21 protein-coding genes and 3 tRNA genes are annotated in these 22,996 nt (G+C 48.9%); 11 read left to right on the top strand and 13 right to left on the bottom strand.

Features of this window, described 5'->3' with window-relative positions:
- From ACZOTW_RS04030 to ACZOTW_RS04055, 6 genes are all read right to left on the bottom strand, one after another.
- On the bottom strand, positions 1 to 308 hold a 308-nt coding region (locus ACZOTW_RS04030), incomplete at its 3' end, for a hypothetical protein (protein WP_483997556.1).
- A 17-nt stretch (positions 309 to 325) separates the two neighbouring features.
- On the bottom strand, positions 326 to 2,056 hold the full coding sequence (locus ACZOTW_RS04035) for an ABC transporter substrate-binding protein (RefSeq protein WP_483997557.1): 1,731 nt from the start codon (positions 2,054 to 2,056) through the stop codon (positions 326 to 328).
- Positions 2,053 to 3,003: a C39 family peptidase gene (locus ACZOTW_RS04040; protein WP_483997558.1), complete on the bottom strand. Its 951-nt coding sequence runs from the start codon at positions 3,001 to 3,003 to the stop codon at positions 2,053 to 2,055. Before ACZOTW_RS04040 ends, ACZOTW_RS04035 begins: the two co-directional genes overlap by 4 nt.
- Positions 3,004 to 3,016: 13 nt before the next feature.
- A tRNA-Pro gene (locus ACZOTW_RS04045) sits at positions 3,017 to 3,089 on the bottom strand.
- A gap of 45 nt (positions 3,090 to 3,134) precedes the next feature.
- Positions 3,135 to 4,169 (bottom strand): hypothetical protein, encoded by a 1,035-nt coding sequence (locus tag ACZOTW_RS04050; protein WP_483997559.1) that lies wholly within the window; start codon positions 4,167 to 4,169, stop codon positions 3,135 to 3,137.
- A gap of 352 nt (positions 4,170 to 4,521) precedes the next feature.
- Positions 4,522 to 4,595 (bottom strand) — tRNA-Gln (locus tag ACZOTW_RS04055).
- A gap of 96 nt (positions 4,596 to 4,691) precedes the next feature.
- Here ACZOTW_RS04055 and ACZOTW_RS04060 point away from each other — a divergent pair.
- A tRNA-Ile gene (locus tag ACZOTW_RS04060) sits at positions 4,692 to 4,765 on the top strand.
- 42 nt (positions 4,766 to 4,807) lie between these two features.
- Here the strand turns inward: ACZOTW_RS04060 and ACZOTW_RS04065 are convergent.
- A complete protein-coding gene (locus ACZOTW_RS04065) occupies positions 4,808 to 5,428 on the bottom strand; it encodes an ankyrin repeat domain-containing protein (RefSeq protein ID WP_483997560.1) in 621 nt (206 codons plus the stop codon).
- A 95-nt stretch (positions 5,429 to 5,523) separates the two neighbouring features.
- Here ACZOTW_RS04065 and lysS point away from each other — a divergent pair, with 95 nt between their 5' ends.
- The 4 genes from lysS to ACZOTW_RS04085 all read left to right on the top strand — a co-directional run bounded on the left by lysS (position 5,524) and on the right by ACZOTW_RS04085 (position 9,810).
- The gene (gene lysS / locus ACZOTW_RS04070) at positions 5,524 to 7,065 is read left to right on the top strand and encodes a lysine--tRNA ligase (protein ID WP_428037633.1); all 1,542 of its coding nucleotides are present in this window, start codon (positions 5,524 to 5,526) and stop codon (positions 7,063 to 7,065) included.
- 229 nt (positions 7,066 to 7,294) lie between these two features.
- Complete coding sequence (locus ACZOTW_RS04075) at positions 7,295 to 8,512, top strand: ABC transporter permease (protein WP_428037632.1); 1,218 nt, start codon at positions 7,295 to 7,297, stop codon at positions 8,510 to 8,512.
- A 1-nt stretch (position 8,513) separates the two neighbouring features.
- Complete coding sequence (locus ACZOTW_RS04080) at positions 8,514 to 9,182, top strand: ABC transporter ATP-binding protein (RefSeq protein WP_483997561.1); 669 nt, start codon at positions 8,514 to 8,516, stop codon at positions 9,180 to 9,182.
- A 7-nt stretch (positions 9,183 to 9,189) separates the two neighbouring features.
- A complete protein-coding gene (locus tag ACZOTW_RS04085; protein WP_428042603.1) occupies positions 9,190 to 9,810 on the top strand; it encodes a tetratricopeptide repeat protein in 621 nt (206 codons plus the stop codon).
- 64 nt (positions 9,811 to 9,874) lie between these two features.
- Here the strand turns inward: ACZOTW_RS04085 and ACZOTW_RS04090 are convergent, their stop codons facing one another.
- On the bottom strand, positions 9,875 to 12,244 hold the full coding sequence (locus ACZOTW_RS04090; protein WP_483997562.1) for a DUF3536 domain-containing protein: 2,370 nt from the start codon (positions 12,242 to 12,244) through the stop codon (positions 9,875 to 9,877).
- Between the two features lie 124 nt (positions 12,245 to 12,368).
- Here ACZOTW_RS04090 and ACZOTW_RS04095 point away from each other — a divergent pair, with 124 nt between their 5' ends.
- Positions 12,369 to 13,694, top strand: a complete 1,326-nt coding sequence (locus tag ACZOTW_RS04095) for a PhoH family protein (RefSeq protein ID WP_177748461.1) — start codon at positions 12,369 to 12,371, stop codon at positions 13,692 to 13,694.
- 112 nt (positions 13,695 to 13,806) lie between these two features.
- Here ACZOTW_RS04095 and ACZOTW_RS04100 read toward each other — a convergent pair whose 3' ends face one another.
- A complete protein-coding gene (locus tag ACZOTW_RS04100) occupies positions 13,807 to 14,661 on the bottom strand; it encodes a sulfide/dihydroorotate dehydrogenase-like FAD/NAD-binding protein (protein ID WP_483997563.1) in 855 nt (284 codons plus the stop codon).
- 1 nt (position 14,662) lies between these two features.
- A complete protein-coding gene (gene gltA, locus ACZOTW_RS04105; protein ID WP_483997564.1) occupies positions 14,663 to 16,051 on the bottom strand; it encodes an NADPH-dependent glutamate synthase in 1,389 nt (462 codons plus the stop codon).
- A gap of 136 nt (positions 16,052 to 16,187) precedes the next feature.
- On the opposite strand from gltA, the gene ACZOTW_RS04110 reads away from it, so the two are divergent.
- Positions 16,188 to 16,538, top strand: coding sequence for a YtxH domain-containing protein (locus tag ACZOTW_RS04110; protein ID WP_177748455.1), 351 nt, complete (start codon positions 16,188 to 16,190; stop codon positions 16,536 to 16,538).
- Positions 16,539 to 16,605: 67 nt separating this feature from the next.
- Here ACZOTW_RS04110 and ACZOTW_RS04115 read toward each other — a convergent pair whose 3' ends face one another.
- Genes ACZOTW_RS04115 through ACZOTW_RS04125 form a run of 3 tightly spaced genes read right to left on the bottom strand, consistent with a single transcriptional unit; the run spans position 16,606 to position 18,877 of the window.
- Positions 16,606 to 17,553, bottom strand: a complete 948-nt coding sequence (locus ACZOTW_RS04115; protein ID WP_177748453.1) for a glycoside hydrolase family 3 N-terminal domain-containing protein — start codon at positions 17,551 to 17,553, stop codon at positions 16,606 to 16,608.
- A 13-nt stretch (positions 17,554 to 17,566) separates the two neighbouring features.
- Entirely contained in the window at positions 17,567 to 18,418 is an 852-nt protein-coding gene (locus tag ACZOTW_RS04120) for an alpha/beta hydrolase (RefSeq protein WP_483997565.1), read from the bottom strand.
- On the bottom strand, positions 18,419 to 18,877 hold the full coding sequence (locus ACZOTW_RS04125; protein WP_087289197.1) for a nucleoside-diphosphate kinase: 459 nt from the start codon (positions 18,875 to 18,877) through the stop codon (positions 18,419 to 18,421).
- Between the two features lie 111 nt (positions 18,878 to 18,988).
- Here ACZOTW_RS04125 and ACZOTW_RS04130 point away from each other — a divergent pair, with 111 nt between their 5' ends.
- The 4 genes from ACZOTW_RS04130 to ACZOTW_RS04145 are packed head-to-tail and all read left to right on the top strand — an operon-like array spanning position 18,989 to position 22,986.
- Positions 18,989 to 20,053, top strand: coding sequence for a Gfo/Idh/MocA family oxidoreductase (locus ACZOTW_RS04130; RefSeq protein ID WP_177748449.1), 1,065 nt, complete (start codon positions 18,989 to 18,991; stop codon positions 20,051 to 20,053).
- Positions 20,053 to 21,207, top strand: coding sequence for a lipid-A-disaccharide synthase (gene lpxB / locus ACZOTW_RS04135; RefSeq protein ID WP_483997566.1), 1,155 nt, complete (start codon positions 20,053 to 20,055; stop codon positions 21,205 to 21,207). The genes ACZOTW_RS04130 and lpxB overlap by 1 nt, the downstream gene beginning before the upstream one ends.
- Positions 21,208 to 21,211: 4 nt before the next feature.
- A complete protein-coding gene (locus ACZOTW_RS04140; RefSeq protein ID WP_428040550.1) occupies positions 21,212 to 22,666 on the top strand; it encodes a RelA/SpoT family protein in 1,455 nt (484 codons plus the stop codon).
- Positions 22,663 to 22,986, top strand: coding sequence for a zinc-ribbon domain-containing protein (locus ACZOTW_RS04145; protein ID WP_428077052.1), 324 nt, complete (start codon positions 22,663 to 22,665; stop codon positions 22,984 to 22,986). Before ACZOTW_RS04140 ends, ACZOTW_RS04145 begins: the two co-directional genes overlap by 4 nt.
- The last annotated feature ends 10 nt before the right edge of the window (positions 22,987 to 22,996 follow it).

Genomic DNA, 22,996 nt, shown 5'->3' on the forward strand with positions numbered 1-22,996 from the left:
AAAAAAAAACGAAACAACCCCTTTACAGAGAACTGCCAAAAAACAATAACAAAAGCCCCAAAAGGTAGATCCTGAAACAAGTTCAGGATGACCCCTATTGCAATAACAACAGATTTCCAAACGCTCCGCGCCGGCAAACACTCGAGAACGACAGCAATAACAACGAGATCCCGGATAAAAACATTCCGGGATGACGACACCCTGCGCACACCACTCTGCGGGGCGCGCCCTAGCGGGCCGCTGTTCAGTATGGCACCTAAAAAAGTAAGCGGGGCACGGAAATATATCCCCGCCCCGCGCGCAATCACAAATTCCCCACCAACAACTATTCTTTAAACATCGGATAGAAATAAATGCCCATATACACCGGGTTATCCGTAAAACCTTTTACATTTTTGCGCATTGCCCACAGGCCCGTGGGGTGGACGGTGTAAATCTGCATAGCGTCCTCGTGCATCAAGTTATGCACTTGCTTATACAATGCACTGCGTTTTGCAAAATTGGTTTCCGAAACGGCCTGCTCTATCAGTTTATCTACCTGCGGATTTTTGTACCCTTGCGAAAGGGCATAACGCCCTTGGCTGTGCAAGAACGGAAAATAGAAATTGTGCGCATCAGCATAATCGGCCACCCAACCGCGCGCCCACACCGGCATCTGGCGTTTGGCAGTTTTCTCCAAGAACGACGGCCACGTTACGCCGCGCAAATCAATTTGAAATTTGGGGTTTAAACTTTCCACATTGCGTTTTAAAATTTCGCTTGCAATTTGGCGCATATCCCCGCTGGTGTTGTAGGTAATGGTAAATTTAAAACCTTTTTCCCACACTTCTCCGCCCCAAGCCTTTTTAAACAGTTCTTCGGCTTTTTTCAAATCAAAAGAATACTGTTTAAAATTCTTGTCGTATTTTACAAGTCCAGCCGGAGCCGGACCGATAGCACGCTCCCCGCGGCCACCCATAGATTCCTTTAAAAAGGATTCATAGTCAAACGCATATTCAAAAGCTTGGCGCAAATTTTTATCGGCAAAAAAATCTGCCGGGATACCCTGGCCGTCCAACTTGCCGGAACCGACATCCGGATTGGCCTGCATATTGATATCAAGCGTAAAAAAGATGACCGGGTCCGTGCGCAAACGGGGCAAATTATCGTACAGAGTTACTTCCGGATTTCCCTTAATTTGCTCCGCAAATTTGGTGGAAATTTCCGCCACATCAGCGTCGCCCGTTTCCAGCATTAGGCGCAAGGTGGAAGGTTCGTCCACGGTCAGCATATGGATAAATTTTAATTTAGGCGCGCCCGCAAAATAATTCTCGTTGGCGGACAATGTCAGGCGCTTGGCGGCAATATCCCAGCGCGCCACGCTGAACGGCCCCGAGCCGTTGGCCGCAGCAAAAAAAGGAGAGGAATCTTTGGCAAAGTTATTAAACTTTTTCCACGTTTCTTCCGTACCGTCCCACGCGCCGTGGGAGACCGCCCACTCTTTGCTGACAATGTACCCCCACCGTGCCACAATAGAAAGAAACGGCGCAAACGGACGTTTGAGCGTTACCACCACATTATCGCCTTCCACGCGGATGGCATTGGCCGCCTCTTTAAAATCAACTATAATTTCGCCCTTGTCATTACGCGTGGAGGACACACCCAAAATCGGCTCCAACAGCAAACTGGACGGCCCGCCGGATACGTCTGACAGAAGAAAGCGCAACAGAGAATAGCGCACATCCTCGGGGGTCAGGTCTTCCCCGCCTTGGAATTTAATCCCTTTGCGGATGGGAAAAGTATAAGTGCGTCCGTCAGCGGAAATGAGTCCGTTGTCTTTGCTGGGCACCGCCGCAGAAACGGACGGGAGCAAATCGGTCAGCGAGGCTCCGTCAAATTTCAACAGCGTGTCATACACGTTAATTAGCAGACCGTGCGTTACCCCGTCGTACGAATACACCGGGTCCAGGGATTCCATTTCCCCTTTATGTGCCACTACTAAGGTATCTTTCATATCTTGTTTGGCACAGGCCGAAACCAACAACACGGCCAACAAAAGCAATATACATTTCTTCATTTTTTCCTCACCACATACGCGGCGCCTTTTTTATTAAACAGCCACGCTTTTGCAAATTCCCGCGCATCATAGGCGCGTAAAACCAAATCTTGTTTTAAAGCGGCCGGGTCCGCCACCAAAACCTTACCGTCTTTCCAGCCTCTAATTAATACTAAATGCCCCGGAGTATGCTCTATGGCCGCACCCGCGAGTTCCCCGCGGTTATAGCCGATACTGGCCACCACCAAAGATTTTTCCGTTACAAAATCTTTCAATTCATCCAACACACTAAACCGCCGGACATATGCTTCCGCTCCGCGCGACGAAGCCGCGGCTACGTTAAATACCCAGTTACCGAAAATGCCCGCCGTTTGGTCAAATACTTCTGGCAACAAATCTTTTAAAGCGGTTTTAAAGCCCAACGCATTTAATGCCATACAAAGCGATGTCGGACTGCAAATACGGCGGCGGTCCGGGTGATTTTGCTCCATTTGGGAAATCGGTTCTATTCCGCGAGCAAATGCACCCGCCGGCAGGCGCGAGGCACTTTTTTCATCATACGAGAAAGAAGCCCCCACTGCCGTTGCGGCAAGCAGGGTTATCTCCGCACCGCCGAATAATTTTAAACGGAACCGGTAGGCCTCTGCCGGGACTGATAAAACCAGTTCATCTGTCTCCACGCGGGCCAAATTATCCTGCTGTGCTGGAAAACTGCTCTTCATTTTGCCGGACAGAAGCCCCAACTTATAAAACCCGCTCCATTTATCTTGTACGCATACCTGCGCTTCCAATAACAGCCAACCGTCCGCAGGGGAACGAAACCCCGCCGACAACACAAGAGAAGAAAAGGGAAAAGCTGTTTTAAAAACAAGTGATGTAACCGTCTGGATACCGTCGGCAAAATTTTCTTCCGCTATATCGGCAGGAGAGTGCAAAAGATTGAGAATACAGGAACGCTGCTTGGACATATAAAAACCTTTATCGGGGCACCCGGACTTGAACCGGGAACCTCCCGCTCCCAAAGCGGGCGCTCTACCACTTGAGCCATGCCCCGAATGTGTATATTGTACCAATTTTATGCTAAAAACCCTAACGCTATTTATTTGGAACGGCGAGGAATGCGGTCCGGGGAAAGGACTTCGTGCAAGTGAGAATCCCGCTCTACAAATGTTTCACTTTTGGTAAGAGAAGTGTCATACGGGCGGAATAAAAAGTTTCCGCTAGGCAACAAATCCAACTGTCCCCAGCAAGGTGTTTTCCCCACCTTTAAAAAGGCACTTATTTGCATAATCCGCTTGGTAGGGATACTTTTGGGCGTGGTAAATTCCTGTATGTGCAGTCTTTGAGTGCGGTAATACGGGGGCAGGAGTCCGCCAACATGTAGCATAATAGCAATAGGCTTTTCCTCGCTCATAGCAAAACGAATGGCAAAATCCGGATTTTGGGAAAAGTGAAGCACAGGCCAAGCGGTTTGATAATCGTAAGCCTTATTAACGTCAAGCCCGTTTTTAAAGATATTACGCAAATCTTCTCCGTCAGCGTGCAACCGCATTCCACGCAGTAAATCAAACGCGTAGCGCGGAGCCGGATACGGAGTATTGCGCAGGGCGGCATTTTCCTCCCACGGGTTTTCCTGCCATTGGACGGCTTTTAAATCGCGGATAACATACGCCTGCCCCGTAAAGCGCGGAAGCCCATAAATAAGAGCGGCCTGTTCGGGGTGCTCTGCCAGCCAAGAGAGCGCTTGTGGTTTTGATAATTTTTTATGTTTTTGGACCATTGCCACCGCGCGGGAAGCAGCGTGGGAGTCCGCCAATAAAAGATATTTCTGCGGAATAGAAATTTGCGTGATCCCGCCGGGCAAATCCTTAATATGCCAATTAGATAAACGTGTCATGATGCCCGGTTTCAACACACTGGAAGATATTGCCTTTTGCACATCCAAGTGCATAGAAATAACCTTGGCAGGAGGAACGGAAACAAAAGAAGGGACCTGAATCACCGGCCGGACAGGCACTTTAAAAGGGGTTTTAAAGGCACGGGGCACAAACGCGCGCACGCTTTGCGCCACAAGCGGACCTGACGCAAAAAAGAAAAACGATAAAACACACATCGCGCGCAGAAACAGGTTCATACTCGTATAGTAGCAGAAAAAAGGCAAAAAGTCATCCCCCGCTACGCGGTGTGGGTGTTTTTCCGTCCTAACGCGGGCAAAGCAGTTTGCCCGCTCTCCCGGAACAAAAAAATAACCGCCTCAAAAAAGGCGGTTTCAAATCTGGTTCCGGTAGTTACTCGGCCACAAGTCCGCTTACTGACGTGCGCGGCTCGCGGCCCCGCCTCGCCATACTCGCCTTTCGTGTTCGCGCCTACGGCTCACACTCAAACTCGTATAAGACTCCGGCTTTCTCGTCCTAACGCGGGCAAAGCAGTTTGCCCGCTCTCCCGGAACAAAAAAATAACCGCCTCAAAAAAGGCGGTTTCAAATCTGGTTCCGGGACTAGGACTCGAACCTAGAATTAATGCTCCAGAGGCATCCGTGTTACCATTACACCATCCCGGATTAACATAAGTATTTTAGCACATTTTGATAAAAGGACGCAATTTTTTCTTATTCTCCCACCCGACTCCTTAATTTGTTATAATAAAAAGAGATTTAGCGCCTATAGCTCAATCGGTTAGAGCAACCGACTCATAATCGGTGGGTTCCAGGTTCAAGTCCTGGTGGGCGCAGTAAAATTTGGGCCTCGCATATGCGGGGCCTAAATTTTTTTCTTATTCCAAATGGTGAGGTTGTAATATGGAAAGGACTAACATTGCCTGGCGGTAATCGTTTTTTTCCTCATCCGTCAGTTTATCATTTCCGGCCAGTTCCTGTGCGGGAGTTTTGCCGTCAGGTCCGGCAATATCCGGGTTAGCCTTGGCACGAAGCAATACCTTTATCACATCAGCCGTATTGTTTTTAGCCGCCAGCAAAAGAGCCGTTTCTCCCGCCTTATCCTGCAAATTAACGTGTGATGTGTTTTTAACAAGTTCTTCTGCCACCGCCACAGATTCATTATATTGCGCCGCGTTCATTAGCGCGGTACGCCCCTCATTATCCGTAATGTACGCATCCGCCCCCGCCTCTATTAAATGACGCACGGCTTGCGGGTCTTTGGCGTGGCGCGCCGCATAAAACAGCGCGGTTTGCCCGGCTAAATCACGTTCGTTTACATCATCACTCCGTTTGATTAGGCGTGCGGTTTCCTTGGTTAATTGTTCTTCGTGCTCCAATGCCTGCATTAACTTGGTGGCGCCGCGTTCGTCGGTTTCTTCGCCGTGGTACCGGTAATACAACCCTCCGCTAATAAGGGCCCCGATGACTAAAATAAATAAAATGGTATTTCTTTTCATAAAAGCCTCCGTTGATTATTGTATCATTATTACGCCTTCCGCAACGGCCCCAATTTGCTAAAATATAAGTAATATCAAATACAGAGGTTTTACAGATGTCAACCGAACATACGCAACAGCATAACAATTCGTTGGACGAAATTATCGCCCGGCGCTATGCGGAAGTAGAAGAAATCCGCCAATTGGGTGTAACCCCTTATCCAAACCATTGTGATAAACAAATTTCTTGCCAACAGGCCAAAGACTCCCCCGAAGGAGCCGAAGCCGTTACCGCCGGCAGACTGATGCAACTGCGCTTAATGGGCAAAGCGGCCTTTGCGCACTTGCGCGATTTTTCGGGCCGCGTGCAACTCTACATTGCCAAAGACAACTTGGGCGACGAACCCTATGCGTTCTTTAAAAAGCATATTGCCGTAGGGGATTTTGTATCCGTAACCGGGCACGTATTCGTTACCAAAACAGGCGAAAAAACCATTAAAGTAACACAACTTACGCTTCTCTCCAAGGCTATCCGCCCGATGCCGGAAAAATACCACGGCTTGCAAGATACCGAGGTCCGCTTCCGCAAACGCCACTTGGATTTAATCGCCAATGAAGATGTAAAAGAAATTTTTGTAAAACGCGCCAAAATCATTTCGTCCATCCGCAAAACATTGGACGAAAAAGGCTTTTTGGAAGTAGATACCCCGATTTTGAACCCCGATTCCGGCGGCGCGATTGCCCGTCCGTTTGAAACGTACCACAACGCCTTAAAAATGCCGCTCTTTATGCGTATTGCGTTGGAACTGTACCACAAACGCTTAATTATCGGCGGGATGGATAAGATTTACGAAATCGGCCATATGTTCCGCAACGAAGGCATTGACACAACCCATAACCCTGAATTTACTATGATGGAACTTTATCAGGCATATGGGGATGTAAACACAATGGCTGATTTGTTTGACGAAATTTTGGGTAATGCCGCCAAAGCCATTGGCGCAGAGACGATTCATTTCCGCGGTTATGACGTGGATTTAAGACCGCCCTTTAAACGCCTCTATATCCCGGTGGCTTGGAAGGAAAAATTCGGGCACGATATCCACGAAGTGTTAAACGGCCGCCACTTTAACCGGGCAAAATTGGAAGAAGTCGCCCGCGAGCAAGGCGTAAAATTCGGCCCCAACGATAGCGATTCCTCTATTTTTGACGAACTTTTTGAAGGAAAACTGCTGGCTGAATACCACAACCCGGTAATTGCGATGGAATACCCCACCGCAGTAAGCCCGTTCTCCAAAACCAAACCGGGCGACCCGGAACTGGTGGAACGCTTTGAAGTGTTCGTAAACGGACAGGAACTGGGCAATGCGTACACCGAGTTAAATGACCCGGCAGACCAGTTGCAGCGCTTGAAAGACCAAGCCGTCGCCAAAGCCGAAGCCAAGGGCGAAGATGCAAATAATGCCGATATTTTGGATGCCGATTACATTGAAGCAATGGAAAGCGGTATGCCCCCCACCGGCGGTATGGGTATTGGGATTGACCGTATTATTATGATGCTTACCGGCCAAGACTCAATCCGCGAAATCATCTTGTTCCCCACGCTTAAAAAATTAGACGAAAGCGAGAACGAGAAAAAAGAAGAAGAAAAGAAATAAAGTTGTTTTGATAAAAGCCCCGCACCTTTTTATTGAGTGCGGGGTTTTTATTGTGTTGAAAGCCTTATGTTCCGCCATACAAGCCATACATTTCGCGGGCATAAATCCAAAACTCCAAACAAAAGCCCTCGCCGCAGCCGCAGGGCAGATTGTCCGTCATCTTTACCCACACCCCATCACCTCCGCCCCATTTTCCCCAAGGCTCCTTTAAATAAGGTAAAATACAACTATGAAATTTGAACGTTTTATCGCCGTGCGCTACTTAACGCGCCGTCAAGGCCTATTCGCCTTTATTACCACGCTTATCGGCGTGGCCGGTGTAAGCGTGGGGGTGGCCGCCCTTATCACCACTTTATCCGTTATGAACGGCTTTCAAACCGATATTAAAGACAAAGTTATCGGCGCGCAAAGCCATATCCTTATCTTCGGCAAGATGAGCAAAGACACTTATCAAAAGAAAATCGCCGCGCTGGAAAAACTTCCGCTGGTGGAAGCCGCCGCACCGCATATTTACGGGCAGGGAATTATTACTTATGCCGGGCAAAGTTTAGGTCTCATTGTCCGCGGGTTGGATCCCCAACAGGAAAAAAAGATAAACAATCTGGCCGATTCGTTAGTGGACGGCTCCTTTACGCCCGACTGGGGAGAAAATGCCCCGCCGCCCTTGGTGTTAGGCACAGAACTGGCCGCCAATTTGGGAGCCGATATCGGCGATGAGGTGGTACTCATTTCTCCGCAATCTATTTCTACTTCGGCGGGGATGTTCCCCAAAATGAAAAAGTTTCGTATTAGCGGGCTTTTGCGTACGGGCTATTATGAGTTTGACAATACGATAGCCTATACCACTTTGAATCACGCCAGCGATTTCTTCGGCCTCAAACAAGGCACTACCGGCCTGGCGGTGCGGCTACACAATCTTAATGATGCCGAAAAAGCCGCCGAGCAAATCCGCCCGGTAGTGGGTTACGGCTACTCCGTCAAAACCTTTGCGCAGTTAAACAGTACGCTTTATGCCGCTTTAAAACTGGAAAAAGCAATGATGTTTATTATTTTATTTTTAATTATCGGGGTGGCTTCGCTTAACATAGCAAGCAACCTGATTTTATTGGGAACCGAAAAACTGCGCGATATCGGTATTATGCGGGCCATGGGAGCCAGCCCCAAACTCATCCGCAAAGTTTTTTTGTGGGAAGCAATGGTTATTGCCACCCTGGGTATTACGCTGGGTTTACTATTGGCTTGCTTATTGTGTTGGATTATTGCTACTTTTAATATTGTGGAACTTCCCGGCGACATTTACTATCTAACAAAAGTTCCCGTACGGATGCAGTTGTGGGATATGCTGTCCGTGGTGGGCGGCAGTTATTTAATTTGCTTTGTGGCGGGACTGTACCCGGCGGTAAAGGCTTCGCGCGTACACCCCACAGATGCTATACGGTATGGATGATATGATTACACTTGAACATTTAACCAAAATTTACGGACAAGGCGACGAAGAAGACCTCTGTGTATTAGAAGATGTTTCGCTGTCCATTAAACGCGGCAAATTTACCGTTTTGCTCGGCCCCAGCGGTTCGGGCAAAAGCACTCTTTTAAATTTGATTGCTATGCTGGATAAACCAACCTCCGGCAAAATTTTTGTGGACGGGGAGGAAATTACCGCACTTAAAAGCGAAACGGTCCGTTCGGCCCTGCGCCTTCAAAAAATGGGGTTTGTTTTCCAGTTTGACGGCCTTCTTCCTGAATTTTCACTTTTAGAAAATGTGGATATGCCCGCCCTAATGAAAGGAAATCCGGACCGCCAAAAAGCGCAAATTCTCTTGGAAAACTTAGGACTTGGCCCCATTAGCCATAAACTCCCGGCAGACCTGTCCGGCGGCGAAAAACAGCGCGCCAGTATTGCTCGCGCGATTCGCAACGAACCGGCCCTTTTACTGGCAGACGAGCCCACGGGCAATCTGGATGCAGCCCGCAAGGAACAGGTTTTTCAAGATTTCGCCAAAATGAGTAAGGATAAAGGCCTGACTATCTTAATGGTTACGCACGACGTCCGCGCCGCCGACTATGCGGACGAAGTCTATACCTTAACCAACCGGAAACTAGTAAAAACCAAATAGGAGCATTATGGAACTGATTGAAACGCGTACCGGGCTAACGGTGATTTTTATTTTAGCACTCGCGTTATTTTTTCTGCGCCAGTACGCCCATAACCCGTTTAAACAAACGCTGCAAAAGGCTTCCCGGGGCGACCCGGAAGCCCAATACCAAATGGGGCTGATGTATTACCAAGGCAAAAAGGTGCCCCAAGATTACGGACAAGCCTTTAATTGGCTGGATACTGCCGCAAAAAACGGCCATACGCGCGCAATGACGGCTCTGGCAGGGTTGTATAACGCCGGACACGGCTGCCCGCAGAATTTCGGCAAAACCTTTCATTGGTATAAAACCGCTGCGGAAGCGGGCGATTTTGAAGGACGCGTTAATTTGGCTATTTGCTATTTGCACGGTATCGGCACACAAAAAGACGAAAAAAAAGGTTTTGAACTGATGAAGGCCGCCGCCGAAGACAAAAGCCCCTTGGCCCAAACCTTAGTAGGCGATTTGTACGAACGGGGAGTGGGGGTAACCAAGGACGACAGCCAAGCCTTGCATTATTATTTAATGGCCGTAGGACAAGGGGAACCCTTGGCGAAAAAGAAACTGGCCGCTATGGAGAAAATTCCCTTAAAACGCGACCCGATGTAATTTTTGTTTAATGCAAAACGGCCCCGCGCCAATAACGCCCGGGGCCGTTTTTTTATAGTAAAACTTACAGGGCTATTTTTAACTTACGCGCCAAGGCACGCAAAATATCCTTGGTTTTGGCCTCAGCCCCAAGGGCTTTTAAGCCAAAAAAGACAAATTCCTGCGCTTTGACCGTATCCGGCTCAAAGCCAAAAATTTCCGCATAGTTTAAAAATTCCACCAATTTAAGTGCACTGGCTTTATCTGCCGGATTGCGCGCAAACGAAAAGGCCAGAAAGGTCAATTTTTCCGTTACCGCATCCCGCACCGGGCCGTGAGAAACGTCCAACCCCAGGGTTTTCACGTCTTCCATTAACTCCTCTACCGCATTTACATTTACGTTAGCGGCGCGAAACTCGGCCTTTAAATCAGCCGACAGCACAAACTCCGCCACGCGCAAAAACGGCTTGGGAATCGGCGCACCGATGAGTTGCAGGCCGCGCACCACCGGGTATTGCCGTTCAAACACCTCGGTAAATTGGGTATCCATTTGTTCGTCCATTTTGCGCAAAACGAGGTCCACCACCTTACGCCGGACATCTTGAAACATAGAAATAAGCGGATAATTTTTTTCAAACGATTGCCTGATAAAATCGGCGCACTCGTCGTACTTTCCGTCTTTAAATAACCGTTCCATTTGGGCGAAAACTGCGTTGCGGTCCATTTTGCCCGCTTCGCCTGCCGCACACACGAACGTTGCCGAGCCCCGCTGAAATACAGCAAAGTGCATTTGACGTTCCAACAGCGTCGTGCGGGATTTAAGCGTAATATCCCCATAGGACAAATGCACCCCGGACGCGGACAAACGGATAGGCGCGTAATTTAACACATCGCACTCATAGGCGCGTTTGGGATTGGCTGTTTCGTCCGCCAAGGCAGACACTACAAATTCCAACGCAATTTTTTCAATAGGCATTGACTGCGGTTTTACATACCGCTCATAGACTACGCGCCCGTTTTTAAGTTCTTTTAAATTACTGGGGGCCAGGGCCAATTTATCCATAAAAGCCGGTTCTAAATCTACACCCGTAACCACGCGGTTTAGTTCAATCGCGCGCGCGGCATACTGCATAATCTGCACCGTCTCAATACCGCTTATCTCGTCAAAAAACCACCCGCAACTGGTGTACATCAGCATTGCGTTACGCTGCATTTCAAGCAGCATCAATGCCGTCGGGCGGTCCCGCCACGCTTTTTCCGTGGCATACTTTAAGAAAAAGCGGTGTTGGGCATCTAATGAGCGGTCCAAAATCAAATCAATATAATCATTTCGCGCCGCCCACGGGTCTTTAAAATACTGAGCGCCCACACCTTCAAAGGTTTTTACCATTTCGTCGCGCACATAATCTAACGCATCACGAAGCGGCCCGCGCCATTTTTGGTTCCAGCCGGGCTTCATACCCGAATTACATCCGCAGTCGGCACGCCAACGCTCCACCCCGTGAAAACAACTCCAAGAGGTGTTTTCCACAATTTGCGCTTCATATTGCGGCGGGTACTTTTCCAAAAATTCTCCGTAAACCGTCAGTTCCACACCGGAAGTTTCCTCTACTTTTTTAAGGCAGTAAGCCAAGGCCATTTCGGCGAATTTTTGATGGTGTCCGTACGTTTCACCGTCGGTAGCAATATGCATTAACTGCGCTTCGTCCCCTGCGTTATAGGTGCCTAATAAGCGGGAAGCAAACTTTTCGCCCGAGGATAAAGTATCCGAAAAAGCAATGCCTTGCGATACCGGCCCGTCGTAAAAGAACAACGCAATACTTTTTCCGCTCGGTAAATTGCAGCGGTAAGCCCGCTTGGGATCCACGCGGGAGCCGACTTCCTGCCATTTATTTTCGCCTATCTTGCGCACGCGGGTACATTGTCCGGGAGCCAAAATGACAAATTTCATCCCCTCATCAGCCAACACTTCCAGCGTCGGTGTATTACAGGCCGTTTCTGCCAACCAAATGGCTTCGGGTTTTCGTCCAAAACGCTTTTCAAAATCTGCAATGCCCCAGCGCACTTGTGTTTGTTTATCGTGCGCGTTGGCAAGAGGCAAAATCATATGGTTATAGACTTGGGCAATCGCGCTGCCGTGCCCGCCGAAGCGTTTACGGCTGATGCGGTCGGCCTCTTGCACTGCCTGGTAAACCTGCGGTTCCTCTTTTTCCATCCAAGAGAGCAAGGTAGGGCCAAAGTTAAAACTGATACGGGAATAATTATTGGTTAAATCTATTAAATCTTTATTACCGTCCAGCACGCGCGCCAAGGCATTAGGCGCGTAGCACTCCGCGCAGATACGGCTGTTCCAATCGTGGTACGGGGCGGCACTGTCCTGAATTTCTATTTCTTCCAGCCACGCATTTTCGCGCGGCGGTTGGTAAAAGTGTCCGTGTATGCAAAGATATTTCATATATATATTTTAGCCAAAATATACATTTTTTGCTCCAACCGACGATAAAAGCCCTTGACTACGGCGAAAGAAAGGCTATACTATAATTAACCCGTCCTATAACGGGCCACTACAAGAGGGGCTTATGAAAAAAACATTCATACTAGATACCAATGTGCTTTTGCACGATGTAAACTGCCTGCACGCCTTTGAGGATAATGACATTATTATCCCGATGGCGGTGATTGAAGAATTAGACGCTTTTAAAAGTGAGGGCGATACCCGTGGCAAAAATGCGCGTATGGTGTCCCGCACATTAGATGAAATGCGTTCCCACGGCCGGTTGAACGAAGGTGTAAAACTGGACAAGGGCGGAATCCTCAAAATTGAGTTGGATAAACCTAACATTTTGCCCCAATCCTTGGCGTTTAACAAGGCAGATAACTCTATTTTAAATATTGCCTATACGTTAAGCAAAAAGGAAGGTTCCTACCGCAAGAACGCCGCGCCCGTAATTGTGGTAACCAAAGATATCAATATGCGCTTGAAAGCCGAAGCCCTCGGTTTGGCCTCGCAAGACTATACGTCCGACAAGGTCAACGTGGACGAACTTTATACGGGCGTAGCGGAATTGGAAGTTTCGGCAGAGCAGATTGACGCGTTTTACCGCGACAAAAAACTCCCGGTGGACCCGGCGGTTTATTATCCCAACGAGTTTATTATTTTAAAGTCGTCCGACGGAAGCAAAAAATCCGCTATCGGGCGCGTGGCCAACAGCGGGGAATTTGTACTGCGTCCGCTTTCCACCCAGGAACCGACGGCTTGGGGCATTAAGCCGCTAAACAAAGAACAGCGCTTTGCAATGGAACTGCTGTTAGATGACAGTTTGGACATTGTAACCCTCGTAGGTACGGCGGGCACAGGGAAAACGCTTATCACCTTGGCTACCGGTTTACAGCGCACAATGGACGAAAACGCCTACCGCCGCTTGGTGGTGTGCCGCTCAATCGTTCCGGTCGGAAAAGATATCGGCTTTTTGCCCGGAACTAAGGAAGAAAAACTGGAAGCGTGGATGGGGGCTATTTACGACAACCTCGCGTTCTTGGCGGACCGCCGCAACCCGGATGAAGGCGAAGAAAAAGCCCATTACCTGCTGGACAGCGGTAAAATTGAAATTGCCTCCGTTACGCATATGCGCGGCCGCTCTCTCCCGGGGCAGTATATGATTGTGGACGACGCACAAAACCTGACTCCGCACGAAATGAAGACGATTTTAACCCGCGCGGGCGAAGGTACAAAAGTTGTGGTTACGGGCGATCCGTATCAAATTGATACGCCATACTTGGATGTGGAATCCAACGGGCTTACCTATTTGGTGGACCGCTTAAAAGGCCAAAAGAGCCACGGACATATTACGTTTACCAAGACGGAACGCAGCCACCTGGCAGATTTGGCTTCCAAGTTGCTTTAAGGCTGTCAGCATATAAAAATCCCCCGGCGCAACAACCGGGGGATTTTTTATATGCTTTGAAAAACGTCCTAGGCTTTTGTTTTACCCGGGGCATTTTTAAACCAACTTTTTATTAGTGCAGACCGCACTTGCAAACGTGGTCCTTTTGGTAAAGTTCCAAACTTTGCGCTTCTTGCGGGCGGTACTCGGCGGTGCGGCGGATGAGTTCGTCAAAATCAATGGTTTTAGACGGGAACATAGGTCCTTCCACGCACGCAAAGCGCACTTTTCCCTCCACCGTTACACGGCAGCAGCCGCACATCCCCGTACCGTCCAACATAATGGGGTTGAGGCTGGCGTGCGGATTCATATCTAATTTATCCATTAAACGCGACGTAAATTTCATCATTGGAATCGGCCCAATAATAAAACCGGCATTAATTTTTTCACCCTCGTCGTGCAATTTTTGAATTGCATCCGTAACCATCCCTTTCATACCAAAGGACCCGTCGTCCGTAGTGCTGACTGTTTTATCACACAGCGCACGCATTTCCGGTTCCAAAATAAGCAAATCTTTGGTGCGCGCCCCCAATACGGCAATCACGCGGTTGCCTGCCTCTTTAAACGCGCGGGCAATGGGGTACACCTCAGCAATGCCGACTCCCCCGCCTACGACGGCTACGGTACCGTAATTTTTGATTTCTACGGGTGTTCCGAGCGGGCCGGCCACGTTCAAAAATTTATCACCTTGGTTCAAGGAGTTAAACAAACTGGTAGTCTTGCCGATGGCTTGGATAATCACGGTAATGGTTCCCTGTTCTTTATCCCAATCCACGAGCGTAACCGGCACGCGTTCCCCTCCCTCTCGTCCGCGCAAAATGACAAATTGCCCCGCACGGGCGGCTTTGGCAACCAACGGTTTATAAATGACAAATTTTGCTACTACGCTGCTTAAATTTTCCTTTACTAAAATGGTATTTTCCTGCATACTATTTCCCCTCCAAATAGGCATTTATGCGTTTGGCGGCTTCAATACCGTCTTTCATTGCCAGAAGCACCGTGGCTCCGCCGCGGATAATATCGCCCCCGGCATACACACCCGGCATAGTGGTTTTGCCTTCTTCGTCCAGTACCAACACGCCGCGTTCGGTTGTTTTGAGTTCCGGCGTAGTTTTGGCAATAATCGGGTTCGGCTTTTGACCGATAGCCACAATAATCGTATCCACAGGCATTACAAACTCTGAGCCGGGAATTTCCACCGGACGGCGGCGGCCCCTGGCATCAGGTTCGCCCAATTGGTTGCGGGTGCATTTCAGCCCGGTTACACGGCCCTTATCGTCTGCCAACACTTCTTTTGGCGTTACCAAATATTCAAATTGGACGCCCTCTTCCTTGGCGTGTTCCACTTCTGCGGCGCGCGCAGGCATTTCCGCCGCGCTTCTGCGGTACGCAATCGTAACGGTGTCCGGCCCCAAGCGCATTGCACAGCGGGCCGCATCCATTGCGCTGTTTCCTCCGCCCAACACCACAACGTGTTTACCTACCTGGATAGGGGTATCCGTTTCCGGGAATTTAAACGCCTGCATCAAGTTAATGCGGGTTAAAAATTCATTTGCGCTATATACACCGACGGCATTTTCGCCGGGGATACCTGTCAAAGTCGGCAATCCGGCACCGCTGCCCACATAAACAGCATCAAAATCTTTCAGCAAATCGGCAATTTTTTCCGTCGCGCCCACCAATACGTCCGTTACAAACTTAACCCCCATAGATTTAACGGTTTCAATTTCGTGGTCAATTACTTCGCGCGGCAAGCGGAAAGACGGAATACCATAGCGCAAAACCCCGCCAAAGGCGTGCAAGGCTTCAAAAACAGTTACGTCGTGTCCCGCGCGGGCCAGTTCGGCCGCCGCCGCAATAGAGGACGGCCCGGAACCGATACAAGCCACTTTTTTGCCCGTCGGCTTGGCCGTTTGCGGTGCTTTTAATAAACCCTCTTTGCGGGCGGTATCGGCGGTATAACGCTCCAACATACCGATATTGACAGAGCCAAACCGCTCCTTTAAAACACAATTTCCCTCACAATGTTTTTCTTGCGGGCAGACACGTCCGCAAATAGCGGGTAAAAGGCTCGTTTCCATAATTTTGCTGGCGGCCTCGCCCACTTTGCCGTCCTTTAACAGAGCGATAAAATCCGGGATTTGCACCCCTACCGGGCAGTTGGCCTGACAGCGGGCATTTTTACAATGCAAACAGCGGTTTGCCTCGGCTTGGGCTTCTTCTTTGGTAAAAATTTGGGCCACTTCTTCAAAGTTGCGTTTGCGGACTTCGGGGGCCAGTTGTTTCCCGTTTTGACGGGGAGCGGACGGATTTGGCATAGTTACCTCCAACTAATTAAAAATAGGTCTGACAAAAACTAAATTTACGACTATACTATGTATAAGGAATTGAACTTCCTATTAATTGTTGTACAATATATATAACATTATAGCAAAGCAAAAGGAGGGGGACATTATGTGCCATAAATGTGAATGTGCCGGAGCGGGAATTGCCGCTTTCTTATTGGGGGCGCTCGTGGGCGCCGCCGCCGGGGTGCTGTTGGCTCCGGCCAAGGGCGAAGTAACCCGCCGCAAACTAAAACGCTGGGCGGATGACACCTACGAAGAACAAAAAGAATATGTGCTGGAACACGCGGGAGAATTGAAAGAAAAAATCAAAGACCGCGCCGAAGATTTCCGCCACAAATTAGCCGACCGCGCCGAAGAAGCGCGCGAAAAACTGGAAGACGGCAAAAACAAAGTGGTCAAAGAATTTAACCGCCGCAAAGACGAAATTGCCGCCAAGTTCAAAAAAGACGAAGAGTAATTTTGAACCGATAAAATACCCCCACTCTGGAATAACTCCGGAGCGGGGGTTTATTTATTTCAAGTTTTTATTTTTCAAAGGTACTGCGGGCCATATCAAAAGCCTCTTTATAGTCCATCGGTTCCGGCCCCATAAAAACTTTGCTGATGAACATTTCGTGGTTGGAAACCGCGTGGATTATTTCATCCATTAGGAATCCTCTGTCCACTTCCCGTTCAATCGCATCAATAACAGAGGAAGCATCTTTGGGGGCCAAAATATCCTCAATGCCACAATGCAACATTTTAATTACGCTTGCATCCTCGTAACGTAGCCGCCCCTTAAACAGCGGAAAACTGACCACGCAACCTTTGTAATTAAGCCGTTTTTTAAGAAGCCCCTTAATCATTTTGTCCGACAGCATGGCTTGGTTATCGTTATCAATATTGGGAAACGTCATATCCGAGGGCATAATAGCATCGGCACGACGGAAAATATGTTTATAAGGCACAAATTCTGCATCTTCCATTTGCGCCAAAGTCTTTAAAACGCCGGACACACCGGGAAAATACTTTACGCAGTTCAATGCGCCGCCATTGGAAAGCCCCGCAATAAAATCTCCCGCCAAATGGGTAACTGCTAGCGGCACATCGGAGAAAGCCGGGGAAGCATACCCCAAGTCCACGACCGGGGCCAACACCCAATCAATCCCCAAACTGCGCGCCATACGCGCCAACAAATTTCCCTTACGGTACGCACCGTCCTGCGGGGAGGGAAAGCGGCTCAAAGAAACATTGGACGGCAAGGACGGGGCATCCGTAATAATTTCGTTTAAATCTTCGTCAATATCAGCGCAAAAAAGCAAATGGTCATATGGAGACACATCACGCATACGACGCGTAAAGTCGTACGCTTCCCGGGCCGTAGCCCCATAAAGGCAAAAACCCCCGACACCGCGGCGGGCCAGTTCTTCGGCTTGCTTCAAATCGCTTTCGCCAAACCAAAATCCGGGAAAAACAATACGAGCAGGTTTCACAAGACTCTCCTAATCAAAGCACAGACGGCACCAGAGCCTCCTCGCTCCGGGAAGGGGCCACTAACGCGCCGTCCGACGGAATCGGGTCCGGCGTAAGTTTTGGGTCCGGCAGCACCTCGGGCTTATGCGGTGTTTTGAGCCACTGGATAAGCGCCGGGCGCAAATATTTATCCAACATTTGGTGAGACGTTAAATCGTACGCGGTTAAAAAGGTTACTTTGCCTTCTCCCGCACTTAAAAAAGACACATTGCGCAGCACGCTGGCTTCCAAAAACATTTTTTTGTCGGCCGCGCCGGCGGCAATCAGCACATCACCTTTATATAACCGCATAGCCGGGATGGAAAGAACATCACGGTTATTGGTAGTCGGACTGATAAGAGCCAAGGCGGAAATATCCGGCCAAAAACTTGCGCTCTTGGACGCGACATTGGCTCCCAAGCCGGTGCCCAACAGTACGGTTTCCGTCGGGGTAATGCCCTTTTTTTGCAAGAACCTCATCGCAGCGTCCACGTCGCGGGTCATTTTATTAAACTGGTTATCCACCCCTTCTCTTGAAAAGGTCTTGGCCTCCCCTTCGCCCGTACTTTGCCCGTGCCCGCGCAAATCCAATGCCAAATAACCGAACCCCTCACGCGCCAGGTCGGTTTTAAAAGAGGAAAAATCTTCTTTCTTTTTATTTAAATCGTGCAACAAAACAACGGTTTTATCCTGCGAAGAAGCAGGACGGTACACGGCGGCAAGCACCCAACCGTCCTGCGTGGACAAAGAAACCGTTTTTTCTTCCGTCTCCGCCCCTAAAAGCGGAGTGAAAACACACGCCAACATGACAGCCGGCGCGACAGTTTTTAATAAACGGACAAACATTTAGCGGTCCAACACCTCTTCGGGTTTAAACCAAAGCGCAATTTCTTTTTCCGCATCTTCCGGAGAGCCGGAGGCGTGTACGCAGTTTTGCATTACATCACCGATAAAGCGGCCGAAACTGCCGCGAATCGTCCACGGAGCGGCTTTTTCGGGGTTTGTACTGCCGATTTCCTGGCGAACTTTGGCGATCGCATTTTCACCTTGGAAAACGAAAGCGTAAATTTTATGGTTCGGCACATTGTTAAATTCACCCATCATATACTGGATTACTTCTTCCAAGAAGGGTTTGCCTTCCAAATTCTTGTAGTGCGCGCGGGCCAATTCTTCCGTAAGCGAAACTACTTTGGCCCCGGTCATTTGCAGACCGAGGTGGTCAAGGCGGTCCAAAATAAGACCGCTGATGCGTTTTTCAATAGCATCCGGTTTAATTAGAACAAGTGTTCTTTCCATATATCTCATATTCACATTATACCAAGATTAAAAAGCCTGTCAACTTTTTTGCGCGCGCAAATGATTTTGCCCAATACAAGGATACATTAGGTATAATAGATAATAACGGAGAAAAGATTTATGGTCCAAGACAAACCTATCAAATTCGGCGTTATCGGCGCCGGCAAAATCGGAACTTTCCACACCCGCACCCTTGCCAAAATGAAAGGGGTTACGCTGGTGGGCGTGTGCGACCCGGACGTAATGCGCGCGCAAAAACTCGCGTGGGCGCACAACTGCACCCCATATACCAAGCCGGAAGAACTCGTCGGACAAGTAGATGCGGTAATTGTAGCGGCTCCCACGCAGTTGCACCACCAAATCGGTATGTACTTTTTGGAACACGGCGTGCATACGCTGGTGGAAAAACCGATTGCGGTAACGATGGAAGAAGCGCGTGATTTAATCCAAGCCGCCAAACGCCACAACCTCGTCTTACAGGTGGGGCACGTAGAACGCTTTAACCCGGCGGTGGTGGAAGCCGTAAAATATATCAAAGACCCGCGCTTTATTACCATTACCCGCCAAGGGCCGTACGACGGACGTATGGCTAACATCAGCGTAGTATTGGACCTGATGATTCACGATATTGATTTGCTCTATACTATTGTTCCCAGCGAGGTTGTTCACGTGGATGCCGTAGGACTCAGCGTGTTTTCTCCGCACGAGGATATCGCCAACGTCCGCCTGCATTTTGCCAACGGAGCCGTAGCCGACGTAACTGCCAGCCGCGCCAGTTTTGAACGCGCCCGTTTTATGCATCTTTTCCAACCGGACGGATATGTATCCGTGGACTTTATGAACGCCCGCGTGAAAACATACAGCAAGGACAAACCCGTCATTAATAATATGAACGATTTGACGGTCAATTATCCCAAGGTAGAAAAGCAACTGCCTATTACCGCAGAAATTTTGCACTTTATTGACTGCATCAAAACGGCCCGCACACCTGCCCCCAGCGGCGAGAAGGGAACCAAAGCCCTGGAACTGGCGTTGCAAATTTGCGAAAAAATGAACCGTTTTGATATTCCCAAAACGGGACACCTGCACACCCCCAAACCGTTGCAGGCTATCAGCACGGTTGCCCGCGCCGCACAAGCCGTATTGGACGAAACTTTGGGGCAATTTAAAGGAGACGAAAAATAATGTCCACCATTACCCCCATTTCTAAAAATATTCTCATCGTGGCGGGGGACGTGTCCGGTGATATCCACGCCGCTTCCTTGGTGCGCGCCTTAAAGGCGGCTGACCCCGACGTACGCGTTACGGCTATCGGCGGTAAACAGTTAGCCGCCGCCAGCGATACTTTTATGTATGATTTAGCCAGCCAAGGGGCAAGCGGGTTTATTGAGCCGCTTAAAAAAATGCCGCTTTGGATTAAACTGTTAAACCAAATCCGCGATTATATGGAAACGCAAAACCCGGTGGCTCTTATTGTGGTGGACTTTTACGGATTTAACCACCAAGTATTAGGTATGGCAAAGCACCGCAATATCCCGGCTTACTATTATGTAACGCCGCAGGTGTGGGCCAGCCGCCAGTACCGCGCCAAACAACTGGCCGGGCTGACAAAAAAAATGTTCGTCATTTATCCCTTTGAGCCGGAATTTCACAAACAGTTCGGCGGAAATGCCGTCTTTTTAGGAAATCCGCTCCTGGACTATTTACCGGCCCCGCAGGATAAGAATTTTAATGTAGCCGATCACAAAAACTATGCTTGGAAACTGGGTATGCTTCCGGGCAGCCGTATGGGTGAAATCAAGCGTTTAACACCTGTTTTTTACCAAACCTTTAAGCAAGTATTAAAGGAATTTCCAAACACACAGGCGTATATGTTCTTATTACCGGATGCGGACGAAAAAGTATTTTTGGATTTAATCGGCGAAAAACCGCACGAGAATTTTCACTTCGTAAAAGACAACCATTACGCCAAACGCGCGGAAATGGACTTTTTACTTGCCTGTTCCGGCACTGCCACCTTGGAAAACGCGCTTTTAGGTGTTCCGATGGTGGTAGCGTACAAACTCTTTTGGCCGACGTACGAAATTGCCAAACGCGTGATTAAAGTGCCGTACATTTCTCTTGTCAACCTGCTTGCGCGCCGCGCACTGGTAAAGGAACTTATCCAACAGGACGCCAACGCAAAGGCCCTCGCCGCCGAAACAATGGCTATGTTCCAAAATCCGGACAAACTGACCGCTATGCGTGAAGATTTATTAAAATTGCGCGCTTCTTTGGGTGAACCGGGTGTAGCCAAGCGGGCCGCAGCGGAAATTTTAAATGATTTAAAACACGAGTAAACCTATGCAAAACGCTCCCGATTTACCGGCCTTGCTCCGCAAGTTTAAAGAATACAACCCCAATCAGGACACCTCTTTGATTGAAAAGGCCTATCACTTTGCCGAAAAAGCACACGAAAAGCAAAAGCGTGAAAGCGGCGAGCCGTATTTTACGCATTGTTGCCACGTTGCCAATATTCTAATGGATTTTAACCTGGATGCGGACACCATTTGCGCCGGTTTACTTCACGATACGGTAGAAGATACTTCCGTAACCTTGGACGACCTGCGCCGGGAATTTAATCCGGAAATTGCCCATATGGTACAAGGGGTAACGAAAATCAGCGATTTAAAATTTTCCTCCACCGACGAGGAAACCGTAGAAAATTGGCGCAAAATGCTTATCGCCGTGGCCGAAGATGTGCGCGTTATTTTAATCAAACTCGCGGACCGCACCCACAATATGCGTACACTTGATTTTATGCCGCCGGACCGCCAACAGTTTAAGGCGTACGAAACCATTTCACTCTATGCACCGTTAGCCCAGCGGTTGGGTATGTTTACCATTAAAACAGATTTAGAGGACTTGTCCTTTAAATACCTCCACCCGCTGGAATATGCAGACATCAAGGCCCAAGTGGAGGCCCGCACGGCCGACCGTCAGGCCGCACTGGAAGCCTTTAAAAAGCAATTAGAACCCGCCCTAAAAGCCGACAATTTGGACTTCCGCATTTTGGCCCGCGCTAAAAACTATTATTCCATTTACCGTAAAATGCAAAAACACCATTGTACCTTTGCGGAAATACAAGATTCCCTTGGTGTGCGCATTATTACAAAAACGTTGCAGGATTGCTACCGTGCCCTGGGACTCGTACACAGCGTATTTAAACCGATTGCGGGTACATTTACCGATTATATTGCTACGCCAAAAGCCAATATGTACCAAAGTATTCACACCACGGTTTTATCCCCCACCGGCGATATTATTGAACTGCAAATCCGCACCGAGGAAATGCACCGCACCTGCGAATACGGTATCGCGGCGCATTGGCGCTATAAAATGGGCAATGTAAAACCCGACAAAAACTTTGATGAAAAAATTAACTGGATTCGCCGTTGGATTGAGTGGCAGCAGGACTTAACCGCACCGCGTGAATTTTTGGAAGGTTTTAAAACTGACGTAAATTTACAGCAAATCTTCGTGTTTACACCGCGTGCGGACGTAAAATCCCTGCCGGAAGGGTCCACCCCCATTGATTTTGCTTACGCGATTCATACCGATATTGGGGACCATTATGTAGGAGCCAAGGTAAACAACCGTATGGTGCGTATGGACTATGCGTTTAAAACAGGCGACGTGTGCGAAATTATCACGCGCAAAAACGGTGCGCCCAAACGCGATTGGTTGGAATTTGCCAAAACCGCCGGGGCACGCAGCCATATCAAACGCTACCTGCGCAGCAAAGGAGTAGAACTGTGACCGAAATAAAAACTTGCCCGCATTGCCATAACAAAGCGGACGAAACAGACAATTACTGCCGCTTTTGCGGACGCAGTTTAAAGCCGGGCCGCGGATTTTTTTACTCCCACTCCGGAATTATTTTGCTAGCCCTCGTATTGGGGCCGTTTGCCTTGCCAATGGTATGGCTGTCCAAAATCATTTCCACTCCCGCCAAATGGATATACACCCTGCTTCTCATACTTTTGGGCGCATATTTAGTGGTGGCATTTTATCACGCATTTCTGTTGATACAAGACGCCACGCAGCTAATGCTGAACGGCGGCCTGCCGGCCTTTTAATTTTTCCCTC

Source organism: Candidatus Avelusimicrobium sp. (genome assembly GCF_056976295.1).

Excerpts from the sequence above, each read along its gene's own strand:
- ACZOTW_RS04125 (WP_087289197.1), bottom strand. The coding sequence starts at position 18,877 with ATGAGATATATGGAAAGAACACTTGTTCTAATTAAACCGGATGCTATT.
- ACZOTW_RS04100 (WP_483997563.1), bottom strand. The coding sequence starts at position 14,661 with ATGCAGGAAAATACCATTTTAGTAAAGGAAAATTTAAGCAGCGTAGTA.
- ACZOTW_RS04120 (WP_483997565.1), bottom strand. The coding sequence starts at position 18,418 with ATGTTTGTCCGTTTATTAAAAACTGTCGCGCCGGCTGTCATGTTGGCG.
- ACZOTW_RS04080 (WP_483997561.1), top strand. The coding sequence starts at position 8,514 with ATGATTACACTTGAACATTTAACCAAAATTTACGGACAAGGCGACGAA.
- ACZOTW_RS04110 (WP_177748455.1), top strand. The coding sequence starts at position 16,188 with ATGTGCCATAAATGTGAATGTGCCGGAGCGGGAATTGCCGCTTTCTTA.
- ACZOTW_RS04075 (WP_428037632.1), top strand. The coding sequence starts at position 7,295 with ATGAAATTTGAACGTTTTATCGCCGTGCGCTACTTAACGCGCCGTCAA.
- ACZOTW_RS04035 (WP_483997557.1), bottom strand. The coding sequence starts at position 2,056 with ATGAAGAAATGTATATTGCTTTTGTTGGCCGTGTTGTTGGTTTCGGCC.
- lpxB (WP_483997566.1), top strand. The coding sequence starts at position 20,053 with ATGTCCACCATTACCCCCATTTCTAAAAATATTCTCATCGTGGCGGGG.
- ACZOTW_RS04095 (WP_177748461.1), top strand. The coding sequence starts at position 12,369 with ATGAAAAAAACATTCATACTAGATACCAATGTGCTTTTGCACGATGTA.
- ACZOTW_RS04040 (WP_483997558.1), bottom strand. The coding sequence starts at position 3,003 with ATGTCCAAGCAGCGTTCCTGTATTCTCAATCTTTTGCACTCTCCTGCC.
- gltA (WP_483997564.1), bottom strand. The coding sequence starts at position 16,051 with ATGCCAAATCCGTCCGCTCCCCGTCAAAACGGGAAACAACTGGCCCCC.
- lysS (WP_428037633.1), top strand. The coding sequence starts at position 5,524 with ATGTCAACCGAACATACGCAACAGCATAACAATTCGTTGGACGAAATT.
- ACZOTW_RS04065 (WP_483997560.1), bottom strand. The coding sequence starts at position 5,428 with ATGAAAAGAAATACCATTTTATTTATTTTAGTCATCGGGGCCCTTATT.
- ACZOTW_RS04130 (WP_177748449.1), top strand. The coding sequence starts at position 18,989 with ATGGTCCAAGACAAACCTATCAAATTCGGCGTTATCGGCGCCGGCAAA.
- ACZOTW_RS04085 (WP_428042603.1), top strand. The coding sequence starts at position 9,190 with ATGGAACTGATTGAAACGCGTACCGGGCTAACGGTGATTTTTATTTTA.
- ACZOTW_RS04140 (WP_428040550.1), top strand. The coding sequence starts at position 21,212 with ATGCAAAACGCTCCCGATTTACCGGCCTTGCTCCGCAAGTTTAAAGAA.
- ACZOTW_RS04090 (WP_483997562.1), bottom strand. The coding sequence starts at position 12,244 with ATGAAATATCTTTGCATACACGGACACTTTTACCAACCGCCGCGCGAA.
- ACZOTW_RS04050 (WP_483997559.1), bottom strand. The coding sequence starts at position 4,169 with ATGAACCTGTTTCTGCGCGCGATGTGTGTTTTATCGTTTTTCTTTTTT.